The following is a 20246-nucleotide window of genomic DNA, read 5'->3' on the forward strand; positions in this document are numbered from 1 at the left end:
TAATAAAAACTCTACAGGAGGCACTATGCCTAAAAAAATGAGAACAACCCGTAATCTATTATTAATGGCTACGCTATTAGGTAGCGCACTATTTGCCAGGGCTGCGGATAAAGAAATGACCATTGGTGCAATATACCTTGATACCCTGGGATATTACGCTGGAGTGCGTCAGGGCGTTCAGGATGCGGCAAAAGATTCTTCAGTACAGGTACAGTTAATTGAAACTAACGCCCAGGGTGATATTTCGAAAGAAAGTACCTTTGTTGATACCCTCGTGGCGCGTAATGTCGATGCCATTATTTTATCGGCAGTGTCTGAAAATGGCAGTAGCCGTACCGTTCGTCGCGCCAGTGAAGCGGGTATTCCGGTGATTTGCTACAACACCTGTATTAATCAAAAGGGTGTCGATAAATATGTCTCGGCGTATCTGGTCGGCGATCCACTGGAATTTGGTAAAAAACTGGGTAACGCTGCCGCCGATTATTTTATTGCCAATAAAATTGACCAGCCGAAAATTGCCGTCATCAATTGCGAAGCCTTTGAAGTTTGTGTGCAGCGACGTAAAGGATTTGAAGAAGTATTAAAATCCCGCGTTCCCGGCGCGCAAATTGTCGCTAATCAGGAAGGGACTGTTTTAAATAAAGCGATTTCCGTTGGTGAAAAACTGATTATCTCCACGCCGGATCTCAACGCCATTATGGGGGAGTCGGGCGGTGCGACACTCGGCGCGGTAAAAGCGGTACGTAATCAAAATCAGGCCGGAAAAATTGCTGTTTTCGGTTCGGATATGACAACCGAAATTGCTCAGGAGCTGGAAAACAATCAGGTGCTGAAAGCGGTAGTGGATATTTCCGGTAAGAAAATGGGCAATGCTGTTTTCGCGCAAACATTGAAGGTTATCAATAAACAAGCCGACGGTGAAAAAGTGATTCAGGTGCCAATCGATCTCTATACCAAAACGGAAGATGGTAAACAGTGGCTGGCAACGCACGTTGATGGTCTGCCCTAATCGCTGATTCGCAGAGGTCCCTATGTTCACGGCAACAGAGGCAGTCCCGGTAGCAAAAGTGGTGGCAGGAAATAAGCGTTACCCCGGCGTCGTTGCGCTGGATAACGTTAACTTCACGCTCAATAAAGGCGAAGTTCGTGCGCTGTTAGGTAAAAACGGCGCGGGCAAATCGACTCTCATTCGAATGCTTACCGGCAGCGAACGCCCGGATAGCGGTGATATCTGGATTGGCGAGACGCGACTGGAAGGTGACGAAGCTACGTTGACTCGCCGTGCCGCTGAACTGGGGGTTCGTGCGGTTTATCAGGAATTAAGTCTGGTGGAAGGGCTGACGGTGGCAGAAAACCTCTGCCTTGGTCAATGGCCTCGCCGCAACGGCATGATTGATTACCTGCAAATGGCGCAGGATGCCCAACGTTGCTTACAGGCGCTGGGCGTTGACGTTAGTCCTGAACAACTTGTTTCAACGCTAAGCCCGGCGCAAAAGCAACTGGTGGAAATTGCACGGGTGATGAAGGGCGAGCCGCGCGTGGTCATTCTTGATGAACCCACCAGCTCGCTTGCCAGTGCAGAAGTTGAACTGGTGATCAGTGCGGTGAAAAAGATGTCGGCACTGGGCGTGGCGGTGATTTATGTCAGCCACCGGATGGAAGAAATCCGCCGCATTGCCTCCTGTGCCACCGTTATGCGCGATGGTCAGGTGGCGGGCGATGTGATGCTCGAAAACACCTCCACGCATCATATTGTGTCGCTAATGCTAGGGCGTGATCACGTTGATATTGCGCCGGTTGCCCCTCAGGAAATTGTGGATCAGGCCGTACTGGAAGTCCGTGCGTTACGCCATAAGCCCAAGCTGGAGGATATCAGCTTTACGTTACGTCGCGGCGAAGTGCTTGGCATTGCTGGCCTGCTGGGGGCAGGGCGCAGTGAATTGCTGAAGGCGATTGTTGGGCTGGAGACGTATGAACAGGGCGAAATTGTTATCAACGGCGAGAAAATCACGCGCCCCGATTACGGCGACATGCTGAAACGCGGCATTGGCTATACGCCAGAAAACCGCAAAGAAGCGGGGATCATTCCCTGGTTGGGCGTTGACGAAAATACAGTGCTGACCAATCGGCAAAAAATCAGCGCCAACGGAGTGCTGCAATGGTCCACCATCCGCCGCCTGACCGAAGAGGTGATGCAGCGGATGACGGTCAAGGCCGCTAGTAGCGAAACGCCCATCGGCACGCTTTCTGGTGGCAATCAGCAAAAAGTGGTGATCGGTCGTTGGGTCTATGCCGCCAGCCAGATTTTGTTGCTCGACGAGCCAACGCGCGGCGTCGATATCGAAGCCAAACAGCAGATTTACCGTATTGTCCGTGAGCTGGCTGCCGAAGGAAAAAGCGTGGTGTTTATCTCCAGTGAAGTGGAGGAGTTGCCGCTGGTGTGTGACCGCATCCTGTTATTACAGCACGGCACGTTCTCGCAGGAGTTTCACTCGCCGGTCAATGTGGATGAGCTGATGTCCGCCATTCTGTCTGTGCACTGATGAATTTTACCGAGGAACCTGAAGATGTCTGCTTCGTCATTACCATTGCCGCAGGGCAAGAGCGTCTCGCTCAAACAATTTGTCAGTCGCCATATTAATGAGATCGGTTTGCTGGTGGTGATTGCCATTCTTTATCTGGTCTTCTCCCTGAACGCGCCTGGCTTTATCTCATTGAATAACCAGATGAACGTGCTGCGCGATGCCGCCACCATTGGGATTGCCGCCTGGGCGATGACGCTGATTATTATCTCCGGTGAAATTGATGTCAGCGTTGGGCCGATGGTGGCTTTTGTCTCGGTGTGCCTGGCATTTTTGCTGCAATTTGAAGTTCCGTTGGCGATTGCTTGTCTGCTGGTGTTGCTGTTAGGCGCGCTGATGGGAACGCTCGCCGGGGTGCTGCGCGGCGTGTTTAACGTACCAAGTTTCGTTGCCACACTGGGGCTGTGGAGCGCCCTGCGCGGAATGGGGCTGTTTATGACCAACGCACTGCCAGTGCCGATTGACGAAAACGAGGTGCTGGACTGGCTGGGCGGACAATTTCTCGGTGTGCCAGTATCCGCGCTGATCATGATGGTGTTGTTTGCGCTGTTTGTGTTCATTAGCCGAAAAACCGCCTTCGGGCGCTCGGTTTTTGCCGTTGGCGGTAATGCCACGGCGGCGCAGTTGTGCGGTATTAACGTTCGTCGGGTGCGCATTCTTATCTTTACCCTTTCGGGATTATTAGCGGCGGTGACCGGCATTTTGCTGGCGGCACGCCTCGGTTCCGGTAACGCAGGTGCCGCAAACGGTCTGGAGTTTGACGTCATCGCCGCGGTCGTGGTCGGCGGTACGGCACTTTCCGGCGGTCGCGGTTCCCTGTTCGGTACATTGCTTGGTGTGCTGGTGATTACGCTAATCGGTAACGGTCTGGTGCTGCTCGGTATTAACTCCTTTTTCCAGCAGGTGGTACGCGGCGTCATCATCGTGGTGGCGGTGCTGGCGAATATCTTGCTGACCCAGCGAAGCAGTAAAGCGAAACGCTAAACCTTAACGCCCCTGGCGCGGGTGCGGCAGGGATGAAAATTAATCGTATTGTTAATGAGGGATTTATGAAAACGATGCTGGCAGCTTATTTACCAGGAAATTCAACCGTCGATCTGCGGGAAGTTGCGGTGCCGACGCCGGGGATTAACCAGGTACTGATCAAAATGAAATCCTCCGGGATTTGCGGAAGCGATGTCCACTATATCTATCATCAACACTGTGCCACGGCGGCGGCACCCGATAAACCGTTATACCAGGGATTTATCAACGGTCATGAACCGTGCGGGCAGATTGTGGCGATGGGGCAAGGCTGCCGCCATTTTAAAGAGGGCGACCGCGTGCTGGTGTATCACATTTCTGGCTGTGGTTTTTGCCCGAACTGCCGCCGCGGCTTTCCTATCTCTTGTACTGGCAAAGGAAAAGCGGCTTACGGCTGGCAGCGTGACGGCGGTCATGCCGAATATCTGCTGGCGGAAGAAAAAGATCTGATCCTCCTGCCGGATGCGCTGAGCTACGAAGATGGTGCGTTTATCAGTTGCGGCGTTGGCACGGCCTATGAAGGGATTTTGCGCGGCGAAGTTTCCGGCAGCGATAACGTGCTGGTGGTCGGTCTGGGGCCGGTCGGCATGATGGCGATGATGCTGGCGAAAGGTCGCGGTGCAAAACGGATCATCGGCGTTGATATGCTGCCGGAACGTCTGGCGATGGCAAAACAGTTAGGGGTGATGGATCACGGCTATTTAGCAACCACCGAAGGTCTGCCGCAGATTATCGCCGAACTCACCCACGGTGGCGCGGATGTTGCGCTCGATTGTTCTGGTAATGCCGCAGGTCGCTTGCTGGCACTGCAATCCACCGCTGACTGGGGACGGGTGGTTTACATTGGTGAAACCGGAAAAGTGGAATTCGAGGTCAGCGCCGATCTGATGCACCATCAACGGCGGATTATCGGCTCCTGGGTGACCAGTCTGTTCCATATGGAAAAATGCGCCCACGATTTGACTGACTGGAAGCTGTGGCCGCGTAACGCCATTACCCATCGCTTCTCGCTGGAACAGGCAGGTGATGCCTATGCGCTGATGGCGAGCGGCAAATGCGGGAAAGTTGTGATTAACTTCCCGGATTAAGGAGTTAGCGGATGACCATCTATACCTTATCCCACGGGTCGCTAAAGCTGGACGTTTCTGACCAGGGCGGCGTAATCGAAGGCTTCTGGCGCGATACGACGCCGCTCTTACGTCCTGGTAAAAAAAGCGGTGTGGCAACCGATGCCTCATGTTTTCCGCTGGTGCCATTTGCAAACCGGGTGAGCGGCAACCGTTTTGTCTGGCAGGGGCGTGAGTATCAACTGCAACCGAATGTTGAGTGGGATGCGCACTATCTACACGGCGATGGCTGGCTGGGCGAGTGGCAATGTGTCTCGCACAGCGATGATAGTTTGTGTCTGGTGTATGAACATCGCAGCGGTGTCTATCACTATCGGGTAAGTCAGGCGTTTCATTTAACGGCGGATACGCTGACGGTGACGCTCTCTGTCACCAATCAAGGGGCAGAGACGCTGCCATTTGGTACCGGCTGGCATCCTTATTTTCCGTTGTCACCACAAACGCGGATTCAGGCGCAGGCGAGCGGTTACTGGCTGGAACGGGAGCAGTGGCTGGCGGGTGAGTTTTGCGAGCAGCTACCGCAGGAACTGGATTTTAACCAGCTCGCGCCGTTGCCGCGCCAGTGGGTGAACAATGGTTTTGCCGGATGGAATGGTCAGGCCCGCATCGAGCAGCCGCAGGAAGGTTATGCCATCATCATGGAAACGACGCCACCTGCACCGTGTTATTTCATCTTTGTTTCCGACCCTGCGTTTGATAAAGGATATGCGTTTGATTTCTTCTGTCTGGAACCGATGAGCCATGCGCCGGATGATCATCATCGCCCGGAAGGGGGTGATCTCATTGCGCTAGCACCAGGGGAATCAACAACTTCAGAGATGTCGTTGCGGGTAGAGTGGCTGTAATTTATTAAATGCCGGATAAGGCGTTCACGCCGCATCCGGCATCTTTCCTAACGCCGATCGAGAGAAATTGCCCCCGGCCCGGTAATTGCCAATAGCAAGAACGCGCCAGCGATACTGACATTCTTCCAGAAATTAATCATATTTGGCCCAACCGCATCGCCGGTCATATCCCAGTAATGGTGACCAATCACCGCCGTACCCAGCGTGTAGAAAATAAACAGCACCGCCAGCGGACGGGTGAAAAAGCCAAGCACGATTAATATCGCGGCGGGCACTTCCATAACTACCGCAATAATCGCTGCCAGCATCGGCATTGGCGCGCCCAACGAGGCCATATATTGGACCGTACCGTCAAAGCCCATCATTTTGGGAAAACCAAAAATAATGAAAATTAAGACCACGGCGATACGGGCAATTAATAACAAAACGGGGCGGGCAGCTCCAAAATCAAAATAACGTAGTGGGTAATGACTCCAACTTATTGATAGTGTTTTATGTTCAGATAATGCCCGATGACTTTGTCATGCAGCTCCACCGATTTTGAGAACGACAGCGACTTCCGTCCCAGCCGTGCCAGGTGCTGCCTCAGATTCAGGTTATGCCGCTCAATTCGCTGCGTATATCGCTTGCTGATTACGTGCAGCTTTCCCTTCAGGCGGGATTCATACAGCGGCCAGCCATCCGTCATCCATATCACCACGTCAAAGGGTGACAGCAGGCTCATAAGACGCCCCAGCGTCGCCATAGTGCGTTCACCGAATACGTGCGCAACAACCGTCTTCCGGAGACTGTCATACGCGTAAAACAGCCAGCGCTGGCGCGATTTAGCCCCGACATAGCCCCACTGTTCGTCCATTTCCGCGCAGACGATGACGTCACTGCCCGGCTGTATGCGCGAGGTTACCGACTGCGGCCTGAGTTTTTTAAGTGACGTAAAATCGTGTTGAGGCCAACGCCCATAATGCGTGCAGTTGCCCGGCATCCAACGCCATTCATGGCCATATCAATGATTTTCTGGTGCGTACCGGGTTGAGAAGCGGTGTAAGTGAACTGCAGTTGCCATGTTTTACGGCAGTGAGAGCAGAGATAGCGCTGATGTCCGGCAGTGCTTTTGCCGTTACGCACCCCCCCGTCAGTAGCTGAACAGGAGGGACAGCTGATAGAAACAGAAGCCACTGGAGCACCTCAAAAACACCATCATACACTAAATCAGTAAGTTGGCAGCATCACCAACGTAGTGTGTTCATAACCAATCCCTTTGCAAGATAATGTGATTTAAACGTAATACACACTCTTGCACCTCGCCACGCCCCAGGCGTTGAGATATTCGCTAATTATCCTGGTTACAGTGATTTAAGCGCGATGTTCTCATCTATCAGCAGTTTCGCATCAAACGTTTTGCCGCTCTGGATCCATTTGCGAATTGGGCGAATCTCACGCCCCTGATTCAGCGTGACCGCACCGATAAGCACGCCGTTTTGCAGATTAAACCAAATCGCCTTCTGAGTTTCCGGGTTGCCACGACAAAGCCAGTCATCGCCACGCATATCGCCAATAAACTGTAAGTTATCACTGTACTGATCGCTCCAGAACCACGGCGGCGGCAGTAGCGGTAGCGGTAGCCCTAACATTGCGGCAGCGGCAATTTGCGCCTGGTTATTGGCGTTTTCCCAGCTTTCGCAGCGGTGTAGTGCACCATTATCAAGACGAGTGATTGCCACATCGCCACCGGCAAAGATCGCGGGATCGCAGGTGCGGCAAGCCTCATCAATGACAATGCCATTGGCAGTATCAAGGTTGGCCTCGCGAGCCAGTTGCTCGTTGGCGCTGATACCAATACCGTAAATCACCACATCAGCCTGAAGCGTTTCCCCACTTTGCAGCGTCAGTTCTACTTTTTCACCATCGACCACATGTTCAATGGCATTATTGAGCAGAATGCGCACACCAGCCTGCTGGTGGCGCTGTAAAAGATAGCGTTGCACGGGCGGTGGTGCATTACGGCCCATGACGGTTGCCGCCAGTTCAATCACTGTCACCTTACATCTGCGCTGCGTGGCGCTGGCAGCCAGTTCCAGACCAATAGTTCCGGCACCGACAATCACGACTGACCGTTCGGGCTGCAGAACTTCTCGCAGTCTGGCGGCATCACCGGCATGGCGTAGGGTAAAGCAGCGTTCTCCCAGTGCATCAAGCAACGGCAGCGGTCGAGCTGCCGCGCCGATTGCTATAAAAAGCTGATCCCAGTGCCAGCTTTCGCCGTTGGTTAACACTAACTCTCGTGTGTCGCGACCCAGCGTTTTGATGGTTACACCGGAATGCAGATGAACATTGTTTTCCTGCCACCAGTTAGCGGGTAACACCTGCTGTAACTGCGGGGAATCTTCCAGCAACATGGATTTCGAGAGTGGAGGTCGTTCATAAGGAAGATGTCGCTCATCGGAAAACAGATGCAGCTCACCGGTGAACCCTTGCTGGCGTAGCGAGGCCGCAGCCATTGCCGCCGCTTGCCCGCCACCGACAATAATGATCGTTTTTTCTTTCATCGTGCTTCCTTAAAGATCCAGCCCAGCCGCTACGTGGCGAATGCCGCGAATCGCTAAACCCGCATCAGCGTTGATCATCACACCGCTTAATGCGCGATTATTGCGCCGCGATGCCAACATCACATACGGCCCCGTAAAATCCGCCGGTTGCGGGAAAAATTGCAGCGGTAAAATGGCGGCAATTTTCTCCGGCGTCAGAGACTGCATTATCGAGGTTTCACTTTGCCCGAGCGCCTGTGGGCCGCGCAGGTCGCTGGCCATACCACACGGGCCGACGCCATTCACCCGCACTTTCGGTGCCAGTTCATAAGCCAGTTGGCGAATAAGTCCGGTTGCGGCATGTTTACTGGCGGTGTACAGCGGGCCACCGCCGCCAGGATACCTGGCGGCATTTGACAGTGTGAAAATCATGCTGCCTTCACTGGCGATTAACGCCGGAGCGCAGGCTTTTGCGCCCAGCAGGTAACCGAGTACGTTGACGTTAAACAGCTCGTGGAAGCCGGTTTCGAGCGTCTCTGCGGGAGTATTAACCAGTGAGGCATTGTGATCCCAGATGCCTGCATTGCCGATAAAACAATCCAGCTTGCCGGAACGAGTCAGGATCTGATCGACCGCGCGTTGATAATCGGCATAACAGGTCACGTTACCTTCCACCGCCAGAATATGTTCGCCAAATCGCTGACGCAGACTGGCGACTTTTGCCGCCGACAGTTCCAGCGTGGCAACTTGCGCGCCTTCTTCGATAAATCGCTCGACCAGCGCCAGCCCTAATCCCGATCCGCCGCCGGTAATAAAAATGGACTCGTTATGCAGATCGCTCATGGCTGCGCCTCCGGTAAGTCGATGAAAATGTCACCACCTTCAACGTGTACTGGATAAGTGGTGAGCGGATCGGTGGCGGGCAGGCATAACGCTTTCCCCGTTTTCAGGCAAAAACTGGCGGCGTGTAGCGGGCACTCCACCGTGGCGTCATCTTCCAGATACCCTTCTGACATCGACGCATTACCATGGCTGCAACGATCGTTAATGGCATAAAACTCGCCGCCAACGTTGAACAGGGCGATGACGGGCGAGGTATCGATCCGGAGAGCCTCACCCTCCGGCACATCCGCAACGGGACACGCATAAATTCGATTCATCAGAACAGTACACTCAGGTTATGGGAAGTGATTACCGCTTGATCCAGGACGATATCCCGTTCCAGCAAGCGCCAGTTGTCATCTTCCAGACGGCGAACTTTGTCGAAACGCGTTCCAACATAGAATGTTTCATCGCGCTCTTTTTGTGCCCGATAAAGCAGATAATTTACCCGCACAGCAAATACGTTTGGGATGTCGGTTTCGCTTATCTGGCAGTTGCTGATTAAGTGACGGGTGCGTGACGGCGGCTCTTCTGCCCAGGCCATGCCCGTTTCCAGACGGGCGATTCGCCGCTCCAGCTGGTCTTTGGTGTCATTAAAAATCCAGGTTGTCGGTGGCTGGACGCCTTTGCGGCGGTCGCGTGTTTGCGCGTTAACTGTGGTGCGCATGGTGTAACGAATCTCTTTGTCGAGCTGCTCCAGCCAGTCACGAAATTTCCAGTCGTCCAGTAAGCTGGCTTCGTGAAAGAGAAACTGGCTAATGCGGTGATGTAACTCTAGTGAAACTTGCGCACTCATTTCATCACCTCCTGCTGGTAAGCGGCGGTTTTATCGAGCACTTCCTGCCAGCTTTCGCTACTCAGAAGATCGGCCCAGCGTTGGTACATTCCACGAGCGGCAGTTTCTGAAAAGATATAGTTAGTAATGCCAGGAATGCCGTCGTCGCGGCGCTTTTCCTGACCAAGCCCCATTTCCAGACACAGTTTGCTGTTGCGGGCGCGGTGGCCTTTAAGCAATTTCTGGATTTCACACCAGTTCTCCGAGTCATCCTGCTCGAGAAAACCAGCAGGACCAAAAGCACGAGTGGCGCTGTTTTCAAAAGCGGCTTTAACTTCATCGGAGGCGGCTTTGTCAGTAATACAGAACGCCCACACTTCAACTTGATCAGGGCCGCGCGGATGCCAGACGCGGAGCGTGGCAGTGCCGTTGAGCCATGAAAGCGTGGGGAAAATATTGTTATGACCCGCCAGGCGCAGGGCGCGAACTTCACCTAAACGTTGTTCTGCTTCGGCATAGGTTTCGCGGTAATAGCTTGAAACTGCGCCATCGACCCAGACATTAGCATCCGGTTTTTCAGTAAAGAAGAAACCGCTACCGTGACCGTCCTGACCAAATTGCAGCGCATCTTTGGCGGTTTCCCACACCGGGCGGGCGGTTTGTCCATCACCGAGGCGCTTATCGCTGCCATCATCTTTCGCCCCTAATACCTGAACGGCAGAAGCATGGCTGAACAGAGCATGATACTGGTCACTGGCGAACTGCTCTGCCGGGAATTTCCAGTTACAGTTGATCACCCACTTTTGTACGCCGCCGACAATTTCGGTGCCGCCTTCGCGACGATCCAGCATGCCATCCAGATACCAGGCAATGTCACCCAGGTAATCACGCAGGCCCGGTGCGCTGGTATCCCAGTTGCCAAAAATCAGCCCTTTATAACTCTCCACACAAGGAACTTCGTTTAGTCCCCAGTGGGATTTACACAACCCTTGTGGGTAGGCGCGAGGTTCCAGCGGTACATCGATCAACTCGCCGTTAATGCCATAAGACCAGCCGTGATACGGACAGGTAAAGGCGCGAGTGTTGCCGCAATCTGCATAACTCACACGCATGGCCCGGTGGCGGCATTGGTTGAGAAACGCCTTAATGCTGCCGTCTTTCTGACGCACTACGACAACCGCATCTTCCCCCATGTAGGTGTTAAAGAAATCACCAGGTTTTGGGATCTGGCTTTCGTGGGCGAGAAATAACCAGCAACGGCCGAAAATACGTTCAAGCTCCAGTTGGTAAATATCTGGGTCGGTATAAATACGCGGAGTGACCCGACCATTTTGGGTATCAATCAGTTGGTAAATGTTTAAATCTGAGGGTGTGGTCATATTTTTTAATCCTGAAAGATAAGATGTATTGACCTTCTATTTTTGTGTCATAAGGATGTTGCTGGTTGGTTGCTAATATGTGAAATAGTTAATTTCTACCAGCTGAGACGTTTTTTCGATAACAAGGGGAAGGTGATGGAACTACGGCATTTACGCTATTTCGTCGCAGTGGCGCAGGCACTGAACTTTACCCGTGCGGCGGAAAAACTGCATACCTCACAGCCTTCGTTAAGCAGCCAGATCCGCGATCTTGAAAACTGTGTCGGTGTTCCGTTACTGGTGAGGGATAAGCGCAAAGTCGCGTTGACGGCGGCGGGAGAATGTTTTCTCCAGGACGCGCTGGCAATCCTCGAACAAGCGGAAAATGCCAAATTACGGGCGCGGAAAATTGTTCAGGAAGACAGACAATTAACCATTGGCTTTGTGCCATCGGCGGAAGTGAATTTATTGCCAAAAGTATTACCAATGTTTCGTCTCAGACAGCCAGACACCTTGATTGAGCTGGTGAGTTTAATCACCACGCAACAGGAGGAAAAAATTCGCCGTGGTGAACTCGACGTCGGCTTAATGCGCCATCCTGTTTATAGCCCGGAGATTGATTATCTGGAGCTTTTTGACGAACCATTAGTGGTGGTGTTACCGGTTGATCACCCTTTAGCACATGAAAAAGAGATCACCGCCGCGCAACTGGATGGCGTGAATTTCGTCAGTACCGATCCGGCGTATTCCGGTTCGCTTGCGCCGATCGTTAAAGCGTGGTTTGCGCAAGAAAACAGCCAGCCAAATATCGTCCAGGTGGCAACGAATATTCTGGTGACCATGAATCTGGTGGGCATGGGGCTGGGCGTCACTTTGATACCCGGTTATATGAATAATTTTAATACCGGGCAGGTTGTTTTTCGTCCCATTGCCGGAAATGTGCCTTCCATTGCTTTACTGATGGCGTGGAAGAAAGGGGAGATGAAGCCGGCATTACGCGATTTCATCGCCATTGTGCAGGAACGTTTGGCAAGCGTAACGGCATAATTACGCATTATTTTTGCAACATGCGTCGCGGATCGCAGTTTTTTAGTGCTTGTGAACTGGCGTTACAGACATCGGGAAGCAGGCTCGAATATTCTTATTTTTCAACTTGCACCAACATTCGATTAACCCCAGACTAACGCCTCCTGACGGGAGGGACTCATGGTTTTGCAATCCACGCGCTGGTTGGCGCTCGGCTATTTCACATACTTTTTTAGTTACGGCATTTTTCTACCTTTCTGGAGCGTCTGGCTTAAAGGGATTGGTTTAACGCCAGAAACCATCGGCCTGTTATTGGGGGCAGGTCTGGTTGCCCGTTTTCTCGGGAGTTTGCTCATCGCGCCCCGCGTCAGCGATCCTTCCCGCCTGATTTCCGCCTTGCGCGTGCTGGCACTGCTGACACTTCTCTTTGCTGTCGCCTTCTGGGCGGGGGCGCACGTAGCGTGGCTGATGCTGGTGATGATTGGCTTTAACCTCTTTTTCTCACCGCTGGTACCGTTGACCGATGCACTGGCGAATACGTGGCAAAAGCAGTTCCCGCTTGATTACGGCAAAGTGCGACTGTGGGGCTCGGTGGCGTTTGTCATTGGCTCGGCGCTGACGGGCAAACTGGTCACTATGTTTGATTATCGGGTGATCCTCGCGCTGTTGACGTTGGGCGTGGCATCCATGCTGCTCGGCTTTCTCATCCGTCCGACGATTCAGCCACAAGGGGCAAGTCGCCAGCAGGAGAGCACCGGTTGGTCTGCGTGGTTGGCGCTGGTTCGCCAGAACTGGCGCTTTCTGGCCTGCGTTTGTTTATTGCAGGGGGCACATTCGGCCTATTACGGTTTTAGCGCCATTTACTGGCAGGCAGCTGGCTACTCGGCCTCGGCGGTGGGGTATTTGTGGTCGCTGGGCGTGGTGGCGGAAGTCATTATCTTTGCGCTGAGTAATAAACTTTTCCGCCGTTGTAGTGCTCGCGATATGCTGTTGATCTCGGCGATTTGCGGCGTAGTGCGCTGGGGCATTATGGGAGCAACTACGGCGTTGCCGTGGTTGATAGTGGTGCAAATTTTGCATTGCGGCACCTTCACGGTCTGCCACCTGGCCGCCATGCGCTATATTGCTGTTCGCCAGGGTAGCGAAGTCATCCGTTTACAGGCGGTTTACTCTGCCGTCGCGATGGGCGGCAGTATCGCTATCATGACCGTTTTCGCCGGTTTCCTGTATCAATATCTGGGCCACGGCGTGTTCTGGGTAATGGCGCTGGTGGCGCTTCCGGCAATGTTTTTGCGCCCGAAAGTTGTTCCCTCATGCTGATTCGAGCATTTTGCGGATCTGCTCCTGTTGATGTGTTGTCAGCGTCAGGTCCGTATAGATCAGCGGTGGTGAAAAGAGCGGTAATGGCATGGTATAAGGCGCAATAATCAGTGCCGCGCCACGCGGAGCGCCTGTCTGCAAAAATGCCTTTACCGACATATGCTTAATGTTGAGCGGCAGTAACGTTAGTTCGCGTAACTGCTGCTCAATCTGCGCTTCTCGCTCGCTATCATTCCCGGTCAGTAGAATAATCTGTTTTTCATGCAGATCGTTTTCCTGCATTAGCCAGGCACCGAAAATCACCGCGACCAGACCGCTTTCCTCATCAGAAAGATGGACGCCGTATTCACTTTCAAATCCGGCCAGCGCCGCGCGGGTGGTGCGCACCAGGCGTGGGTACAGTCTGGCGAACTCTTCCGGCAGGGTATTATCAATACCGATGGCAAACAAACTGCGATTTAACGCCTGGGCGAGGTGGGTATAAAGCTGATCGCATAACCCCTGTTCATCATAAAAACGAACATTTCCCAGCTCACGAAAATGGTTTACCAGACGTTTGATAGACTGACGCAATTGTCTGTCTCGCTGATGCGCATCACGCAATGGATCGGGAACCCGCAACATGGAAAAAAGTAATGCCATAAACAGTGGCTCATCAGGCGGTACAGGCTGGAGCGCCCGACGCTGCCAGTGGCGTCCAATTTCCTGCGCTACCTGAAATTCAAGGCAGGATTCCGCCCAGCGACGTTGGAGCGGATTAAACTGAGGCGTAATTCCAGCGTGGTGTTGCAGCAAACAATATTGCAGATACAGACACAGGAAATGAATATCGCGCGTTTCAAAGCGTTTTTGCAGCCGTCGGGAGCAGAGATTCACTAACGCTTGTAGATTGGTATCGTCGTAAAAGTTACGCGCAATTCCGCGCCGCTTCAGTTCACTCTTCAGGGCGGGGGTGAATTGGCTGGTAATAAATGACGGACACAGACGGAAACCACGTCGTAGCCAGTGAAATAAACACAAACGTTGGTTAAGCACTGTACCTTCAACCCGGTAGCTACCGTCATAACCAGTCGTCAGTGTGAGTTGATGATAGCGCAGGATCTCCCGTCCTGTTTCGCTGATATCAAGACTGGCAATATCATCATCCACACCATTAAGCTCGCTGAAGGTTGCCATGGTGGCGGTCAACCCCGGCTGAAAGAGCGTCAGCAAGATCTGGCAGCGGCGCTGGGGAGCCGAAAGGACAGATGGTGGAGCAAGCGTAGGCATCATCTGTAGATCTCCCATAAGCATAATTGATAAGAATAGCTAAAGTTTGCTCAGGGAGATGGCGAAGGGAATGCTAATCATCAGAAATGTTGGCAAGCGTCACAGAATTTTTCTCATCTTAAACTGTTCTGACCAGTGGATTAGCATGTCTTAAGGTGGTTTTGTGAATGATTATCGTGCTAGCGATCATGGGTTAGTTCTGCGGATTCAACGCGCTAAGGATAAAGTCCACCATCTGTTCGCGATAAACATCGCCGTGACGATCGGAAAAAGCATCAATGTGTTCGCCATCCGGGATTAGGATCAACCGTTTTGTCTCTTTTGCCAGGCTATACAACTTTTCGCTGTGCTGCCATGGGATAACGTGATCAGCTTTACCGTGAATGAGTAAAAGCGGGATCGGGCTGACGCTGGCGATATAATTTTCGCCGCTGTAACTCTCATCAAGTAAGTAGCCACTGCCGGGGATCATCTGATTGGCGATGGTTGCATAAGAGGCAAATGTGGAGTCGAGGATCACCGCACGTATGCCTTCACGATCATCCTGACCAATAACAGCAAGAATATTCGCCCCGCCAATACTCTGCCCGAACAGCACCAGCCGTTGTGGGTTTACATCACTGCGATGGCGCACCACATTGATGGCACTTTGCGTATCGTCCAGCAATCCGGCCTGGGACGGCGTGCCTTTTGATTTACCAAACCCGCGATAATCAAACATAAAAACGTTGAAATTACGCTCGGGTAACCAACTGACCAGCGGCCAGTGGGCGGACATATTTCCGGCATTGCCGTGAGCATGAATGATGGTTGCGATGGCATTGTCAGCAGGGCCCGTCGAAGAAGGAATAAACCAGCCTTGCAGACGAGTACCGTCCTTAGCCGTAAATTCGACGGATTCCGCCGACCAGGGGTCGGGACCGTAAATTTTATCGTCAGGATAATAGAAGAAGTTGATGGCAACGCGCGGCACTAAATAAACGCAGAAGGCAACAACAAAGAGAATAAACAGAATTTTGAGAACGCGTTTGTTCACTGGCAGCGCCATAACCTTTCCTTGTGACTTCTTTATCATCCATTAATCGGGGAAAGATGGTGGGAGAGTGACGAAAGAAAGTAAAGCGGTGAGGAAGTATTTCAGAATAGCGCCTGAAAGGCGAGGGCGGGTGAGTGACATCACCCGCCTGAGTCATTAACGCTTCAGAGCGTCGCTTAACTCGTCACGCATGTTCGCCAGCATGGCTTTCACAACGCGCGGGTTACCAGCAACGATGTTACCGGTCAGCATGTAGTTATGACCACCGGTGAAGTCGCTGACGATGCCGCCTGCTTCACGAACCAGCAGCTCGCCTGCCGCGAAATCCCACGGACGCAGACCGATTTCAAAGAAACCGTCAACACGACCCGCAGCGACGTAAGCCAGATCCAGCGCCGCAGAACCGGTACGACGGAAGTCTGCACATTCGTTGAACAGTTTGCCGACGATGTTGATGTAGGTAGTGGCGTACTGTTTTGCTTTGAACGGGAAGCCGGTCGCCAGAATGGTACCGTCGAGATCGCGAGCGGTGCTACCGCGCAGACGGTAGCCGTTCAGCTGTGCGCCCTGACCGCGAGTGGCGGTGAACAGTTCGTTACGCATAGGATCGTATACCACAGCAACTTCGGTGCGGCCTTTGATACGAACGGCGATAGATACCGCGAAGTGCGGCAGACGTTTGATAAAGTTGGTAGTGCCATCCAGTGGATCGATAACCCATTGAACATCCTGATCAGTACCTTCAAGTTCACCGCTTTCTTCGGTGATGATGGTGTGCTGTGAGTAAGATTTACGAATCGTGTCGATAATCACCGCTTCGGCAGCTTTATCTACGTTGGTCACGAAATCGTTACTGCCTTTCTGGCTCGCTTCTACAGCGTCCGGGGTTTCATAGTTTTTGGCAATTAAATTACCCGCCTTGCGCGCTGCGCGCACGGCGATGTTCAGCATCGGATGCATCGGTCTCTCTCACTGGATGTTAAAGAACGGGAAAACGGCGCAGAGTATAGCAGCGAGATCGGCATCTGTCTTCGTTTTATGATAAGATGCGTGAATAATCTTTAGATGAAGAAAGACAATGCTGCAAAATATTCGAATTGTGCTGGTGGAGACGTCACACACCGGCAATATGGGTTCTGTTGCCCGTGCCATGAAAACAATGGGATTAACCAATCTGTGGCTGGTTAATCCACTGGTGAAACCCGACTCCCAGGCGATTGCCCTGGCAGCAGGGGCCAGCGATGTGATTGGTAATGCTCACATCGTCGATACGCTCGACGAAGCGTTAGCCGGTTGTAGCCTGGTGGTGGGCACCAGCGCACGCTCCCGCACGCTGCCGTGGCCGATGCTCGACCCGCGCGAATGCGGTCTGAAAAGCGTCGCTGAAGCGGCAAATACCCCGGTGGCGCTGGTGTTTGGTCGTGAGCGCGTCGGCTTGACCAATGAAGAGTTGCAGAAATGCCATTATCATGTCGCGATTGCGGCAAACCCGGAATACAGTTCGCTGAACTTGGCAATGGCGGTTCAGGTTATTGCCTATGAAGTGCGTATGGCCTGGCTGGCAACTCAGGAAAATGGCGAGCAGGTCGAGCATGAAGAGACGCCGTATCCGCTGGTCGATGATCTGGAGCGTTTTTATGGTCATCTGGAACAAACGCTGCTGGCAACCGGTTTTATCCGTGAAAACCATCCGGGGCAGGTGATGAATAAATTGCGCCGTCTGTTTACCCGTGCGCGCCCGGAAAGCCAGGAATTGAATATCCTGCGCGGGATTCTGGCTTCTATAGAGCAGCAGAATAAAGGTAATAAGGCCTGAGGGCTAAGCCAGATAAATGCACGGACGGTCCCCTCGCCCCTTCGGGGAGAGGGTTAGGGTGAGGGGAAGAGGCCAGCGCTAATGCGAATAATTGCCCTCAACCCGCCCATGGTCTGGAAGGACAACAGGTACAAACGCCACGATAAAAAAATGGCACTGAAGGTTAAATACCCGACTAAATCAGTCAAGTAAATAGTTGACCAATTTACTCGGGAATGTCAGACTTGACCCTGCTATGCAATACCCCCACTTTTACAATAAAAAACCCCGGGCAGGGGCGAGTTTGAGGTGAAGTAAGACATGAGACTGACATCTAAAGGGCGCTATGCCGTGACCGCAATGCTTGACGTTGCGCTCAACTCTGAAGCGGGCCCGGTACCGTTGGCTGATATTTCCGAACGTCAGGGAATTTCCCTTTCTTATCTGGAACAACTGTTTTCCCGTCTGCGTAAAAATGGTCTGGTTTCCAGCGTACGTGGACCAGGCGGTGGTTATCTGTTAGGCAAAGATGCCAGCAGCATCGCCGTTGGCGAAGTGATTAGCGCCGTTGACGAATCTGTAGATGCTACCCGTTGTCAGGGTAAAGGCGGTTGCCAGGGCGGCGATAAATGCCTGACCCACGCGCTGTGGCGTGATTTGAGCGACCGTCTCACCGGTTTTCTCAACAACATTACTTTAGGCGAACTGGTTAATAACCAGGAAGTGCTGGATGTGTCTGGTCGTCAGCATACTCACGACGCGCCACGCACCCGCATACAAGACGCGATCGACGTTAAGTTACGCGCTTAATTTAACCGTCCTGTTTCGTGTTGCATCTGCGTTGACTGCACATACTCACTCCGGTCACTTACTTATGTAAGCTCCCGGAGATTCGTAAGTTTGTCAACTTGCTGAAACCCGAAACAGTTAGGTTAAAGATAACAAGATATTAGAATCAGGCCGGGGCGTATCGCGCTCCGTAAACACGGTCGTACATCCAGCCGGTAGCCTGGTTCCTTGCATTGAGTGATGTACGGAGTTTATAGAGCAATGAAATTACCGATTTATCTCGACTACTCCGCAACCACGCCGGTGGACCCGCGTGTTGCCGAGAAAATGATGCAGTTTATGACGATGGACGGAACCTTTGGTAACCCGGCCTCCCGTTCTCACCGTTTCGGCTGGCAGGCTGAAGAAGCGGTAGATATCGCCCGTAATCAGATTGCCGATCTGGTCGGCGCTGATCCGCGTGAAATCGTCTTTACCTCTGGTGCAACCGAATCTGACAACCTGGCGATCAAAGGTGCAGCCAACTTTTATCAGAAAAAAGGCAAGCACATCATCACCAGCAAAACCGAACACAAAGCGGTACTGGATACCTGCCGTCAGCTGGAGCGCGAAGGTTTTGAAGTCACCTACCTGGCACCGCAGCGTAACGGCATTATCGATCTGAAAGAACTTGAAGCAGCGATGCGTGATGACACCATCCTTGTTTCCATCATGCACGTAAATAACGAAATCGGCGTGGTGCAGGATATCGCGGCTATCGGCGAAATGTGCCGTGCTCGTGGCATTATCTATCACGTTGATGCAACCCAGAGCGTGGGCAAACTGCCTATCGACCTGAGCCAGTTGAAAGTTGACCTGATGTCTTTCTCCGGTCACAAAATCTATGGCCCGAAAGGTATCGGTGCGCTGTATGTACGTCGTAAACCGCGCGTACGCATCGAAGCGCAAATGCACGGCGGCGGTCACGAGCGCGGTATGCGTTCCGGCACTCTGCCTGTTCACCAGATCGTCGGAATGGGCGAGGCCTATCGCATCGCAAAAGAAGAGATGGCGACCGAGATGGAACGTCTGCGCGGCCTGCGTAACCGTCTGTGGAACGGCATCAAAGATATCGAAGAAGTTTACCTGAACGGTGACCTGGAACACGGTGCGCCGAACATTCTCAACGTCAGCTTCAACTACGTTGAAGGTGAGTCGCTGATTATGGCGCTGAAAGACCTCGCAGTTTCTTCAGGTTCCGCCTGTACGTCAGCAAGCCTCGAACCGTCCTACGTGCTGCGCGCGCTGGGGCTGAACGACGAGCTGGCACATAGCTCTATCCGTTTCTCTTTAGGTCGTTTTACTACTGAAGAAGAGATCGACTACACCATCGAGTTAGTTCGTAAATCCATCGGTCGTCTGCGTGACCTTTCTCCGCTGTGGGAAATGTACAAGCAGGGCGTGGATCTGAACAGCATCGAATGGGCTCATCATTAATCGGTATCGGAATCAGGAGAATTTATAATGGCTTACAGCGAAAAAGTTATCGACCATTACGAGAATCCGCGTAACGTGGGTTCCTTTGACAACAACGACGAGAACGTCGGCAGCGGCATGGTGGGGGCACCGGCCTGTGGCGACGTGATGAAGTTGCAGATTAAAGTCAACGATGAAGGTATCATTGAAGACGCGCGTTTTAAAACTTACGGCTGCGGTTCTGCTATCGCTTCCAGCTCCCTGGTCACCGAATGGGTGAAAGGGAAGTCTCTCGACGAAGCGCAGGCGATCAAAAATACCGATATTGCTGAAGAACTTGAACTGCCGCCGGTGAAAATTCACTGTTCTATTCTGGCAGAAGACGCGATCAAAGCCGCCATTGCGGACTATAAAAGCAAACGTGAAGCAAAATAAGAGT

At 52.6% G+C, this 20246-nt stretch carries 21 protein-coding genes; 11 read left to right on the plus strand and 10 right to left on the minus strand.

Features of this window, described 5'->3' with window-relative positions; genetic code table 11:
• Positions 1 to 25: 25 nt before the first annotated feature.
• From C1P89_RS00920 to C1P89_RS00940, 5 genes are read left to right on the plus strand one after another with little or no spacing between them, the layout of a single operon-like run.
• Positions 26 to 1009: a substrate-binding domain-containing protein gene (locus C1P89_RS00920; protein WP_001124881.1), complete on the plus strand. Its 984-nt coding sequence runs from the start codon at positions 26 to 28 to the stop codon at positions 1007 to 1009.
• Positions 1010 to 1031: 22 nt separating this feature from the next.
• Positions 1032 to 2543 carry a sugar ABC transporter ATP-binding protein gene (locus tag C1P89_RS00925; RefSeq protein WP_000493478.1) on the plus strand — a complete coding sequence of 504 codons (1512 nt, stop codon included), beginning with the start codon at positions 1032 to 1034 and terminating at the stop codon, positions 2541 to 2543.
• 24 nt (positions 2544 to 2567) lie between these two features.
• A complete protein-coding gene (locus tag C1P89_RS00930) occupies positions 2568 to 3566 on the plus strand; it encodes an ABC transporter permease (RefSeq protein WP_001276664.1) in 999 nt (332 codons plus the stop codon).
• 32 nt (positions 3567 to 3598) lie between these two features.
• The gene (locus tag C1P89_RS00935) at positions 3599 to 4693 is read left to right on the plus strand and encodes a zinc-dependent alcohol dehydrogenase family protein (RefSeq protein WP_000700781.1); all 1095 of its coding nucleotides are present in this window, start codon (positions 3599 to 3601) and stop codon (positions 4691 to 4693) included.
• An 11-nt stretch (positions 4694 to 4704) separates the two neighbouring features.
• Positions 4705 to 5577, plus strand: a complete 873-nt coding sequence (locus C1P89_RS00940; protein ID WP_000158541.1) for an aldose 1-epimerase — start codon at positions 4705 to 4707, stop codon at positions 5575 to 5577.
• Positions 5578 to 5624: 47 nt separating this feature from the next.
• Here the strand turns inward: C1P89_RS00940 and C1P89_RS00945 are convergent, their stop codons facing one another.
• From C1P89_RS00945 to hcaE, 7 genes are all read right to left on the minus strand, one after another.
• Complete coding sequence (locus tag C1P89_RS00945) at positions 5625 to 6059, minus strand: DoxX family protein (RefSeq protein ID WP_032156306.1); 435 nt, start codon at positions 6057 to 6059, stop codon at positions 5625 to 5627.
• A protein-coding gene (locus C1P89_RS00950; RefSeq protein ID WP_229318984.1) for an IS1-like element IS1A family transposase occupies positions 6056 to 6753 on the minus strand; the annotation gives its coding sequence in 2 pieces (ribosomal slippage) (positions 6056 to 6504 and positions 6504 to 6753; 699 coding nt in all). The genes C1P89_RS00945 and C1P89_RS00950 overlap by 4 nt, the downstream gene beginning before the upstream one ends.
• Positions 6754 to 6920: 167 nt before the next feature.
• Positions 6921 to 8123: a phenylpropionate dioxygenase ferredoxin reductase subunit gene (gene hcaD / locus C1P89_RS00960; RefSeq protein WP_000660780.1), complete on the minus strand. Its 1203-nt coding sequence runs from the start codon at positions 8121 to 8123 to the stop codon at positions 6921 to 6923.
• Between the two features lie 9 nt (positions 8124 to 8132).
• Complete coding sequence (gene hcaB, locus C1P89_RS00965; protein WP_001281374.1) at positions 8133 to 8945, minus strand: 3-phenylpropionate-dihydrodiol/cinnamic acid-dihydrodiol dehydrogenase; 813 nt, start codon at positions 8943 to 8945, stop codon at positions 8133 to 8135.
• Complete coding sequence (locus tag C1P89_RS00970; RefSeq protein ID WP_001080102.1) at positions 8942 to 9262, minus strand: bifunctional 3-phenylpropionate/cinnamic acid dioxygenase ferredoxin subunit; 321 nt, start codon at positions 9260 to 9262, stop codon at positions 8942 to 8944. The genes hcaB and C1P89_RS00970 overlap by 4 nt, the downstream gene beginning before the upstream one ends.
• Positions 9262 to 9780, minus strand: coding sequence for a 3-phenylpropionate/cinnamic acid dioxygenase subunit beta (gene hcaF / locus C1P89_RS00975; RefSeq protein ID WP_001276080.1), 519 nt, complete (start codon positions 9778 to 9780; stop codon positions 9262 to 9264). The genes C1P89_RS00970 and hcaF overlap by 1 nt, the downstream gene beginning before the upstream one ends.
• A complete protein-coding gene (hcaE, locus tag C1P89_RS00980; protein WP_000211172.1) occupies positions 9777 to 11138 on the minus strand; it encodes a 3-phenylpropionate/cinnamic acid dioxygenase subunit alpha in 1362 nt (453 codons plus the stop codon). Before hcaE ends, hcaF begins: the two co-directional genes overlap by 4 nt.
• Before the next feature lie 135 nt (positions 11139 to 11273).
• On the opposite strand from hcaE, the gene hcaR reads away from it, so the two are divergent.
• Both hcaR and C1P89_RS00990 read left to right on the plus strand, forming a co-directional pair.
• Positions 11274 to 12164, plus strand: a complete 891-nt coding sequence (hcaR, locus tag C1P89_RS00985) for a DNA-binding transcriptional regulator HcaR (protein ID WP_000423257.1) — start codon at positions 11274 to 11276, stop codon at positions 12162 to 12164.
• A 159-nt stretch (positions 12165 to 12323) separates the two neighbouring features.
• Positions 12324 to 13463, plus strand: coding sequence for a 3-phenylpropionate MFS transporter (locus C1P89_RS00990; protein ID WP_000244198.1), 1140 nt, complete (start codon positions 12324 to 12326; stop codon positions 13461 to 13463).
• Here C1P89_RS00990 and csiE read toward each other — a convergent pair.
• From csiE to suhB, 3 genes are all read right to left on the minus strand, one after another.
• Positions 13455 to 14735, minus strand: a complete 1281-nt coding sequence (gene csiE / locus C1P89_RS00995; RefSeq protein ID WP_000983000.1) for a stationary phase inducible protein CsiE — start codon at positions 14733 to 14735, stop codon at positions 13455 to 13457. The two genes, C1P89_RS00990 and csiE, sit on opposite strands and share 9 nt — an antisense overlap.
• A 190-nt stretch (positions 14736 to 14925) precedes the next feature.
• The gene (locus C1P89_RS01000; protein WP_001445932.1) at positions 14926 to 15780 is read right to left on the minus strand and encodes an alpha/beta hydrolase; all 855 of its coding nucleotides are present in this window, start codon (positions 15778 to 15780) and stop codon (positions 14926 to 14928) included.
• Between the two features lie 144 nt (positions 15781 to 15924).
• The gene (suhB, locus tag C1P89_RS01005) at positions 15925 to 16728 is read right to left on the minus strand and encodes an inositol-1-monophosphatase (protein ID WP_000553459.1); all 804 of its coding nucleotides are present in this window, start codon (positions 16726 to 16728) and stop codon (positions 15925 to 15927) included.
• Between the two features lie 118 nt (positions 16729 to 16846).
• Between suhB and trmJ the strand changes: the two genes are divergently transcribed.
• The 4 genes from trmJ to iscU all read left to right on the plus strand — a co-directional run bounded on the left by trmJ (position 16847) and on the right by iscU (position 20242).
• Complete coding sequence (gene trmJ, locus C1P89_RS01010) at positions 16847 to 17584, plus strand: tRNA (cytosine(32)/uridine(32)-2'-O)-methyltransferase TrmJ (RefSeq protein WP_000940018.1); 738 nt, start codon at positions 16847 to 16849, stop codon at positions 17582 to 17584.
• A 300-nt stretch (positions 17585 to 17884) separates the two neighbouring features.
• Positions 17885 to 18373 (plus strand): Fe-S cluster assembly transcriptional regulator IscR, encoded by a 489-nt coding sequence (gene iscR, locus C1P89_RS01015; RefSeq protein WP_001241356.1) that lies wholly within the window; start codon positions 17885 to 17887, stop codon positions 18371 to 18373.
• 240 nt (positions 18374 to 18613) lie between these two features.
• Positions 18614 to 19828 carry a cysteine desulfurase gene (iscS, locus tag C1P89_RS01020; protein WP_001295373.1) on the plus strand — a complete coding sequence of 405 codons (1215 nt, stop codon included), beginning with the start codon at positions 18614 to 18616 and terminating at the stop codon, positions 19826 to 19828.
• A 27-nt stretch (positions 19829 to 19855) separates the two neighbouring features.
• Positions 19856 to 20242: a Fe-S cluster assembly scaffold IscU gene (gene iscU / locus C1P89_RS01025; protein WP_000331707.1), complete on the plus strand. Its 387-nt coding sequence runs from the start codon at positions 19856 to 19858 to the stop codon at positions 20240 to 20242.
• Positions 20243 to 20246 lie beyond the last annotated feature (4 nt).

Origin of the sequence: Shigella sonnei (genome assembly GCF_002950395.1) — a bacterium.
Taxonomy (GTDB): Bacteria; Pseudomonadota; Gammaproteobacteria; order Enterobacterales; family Enterobacteriaceae; genus ECMA0423.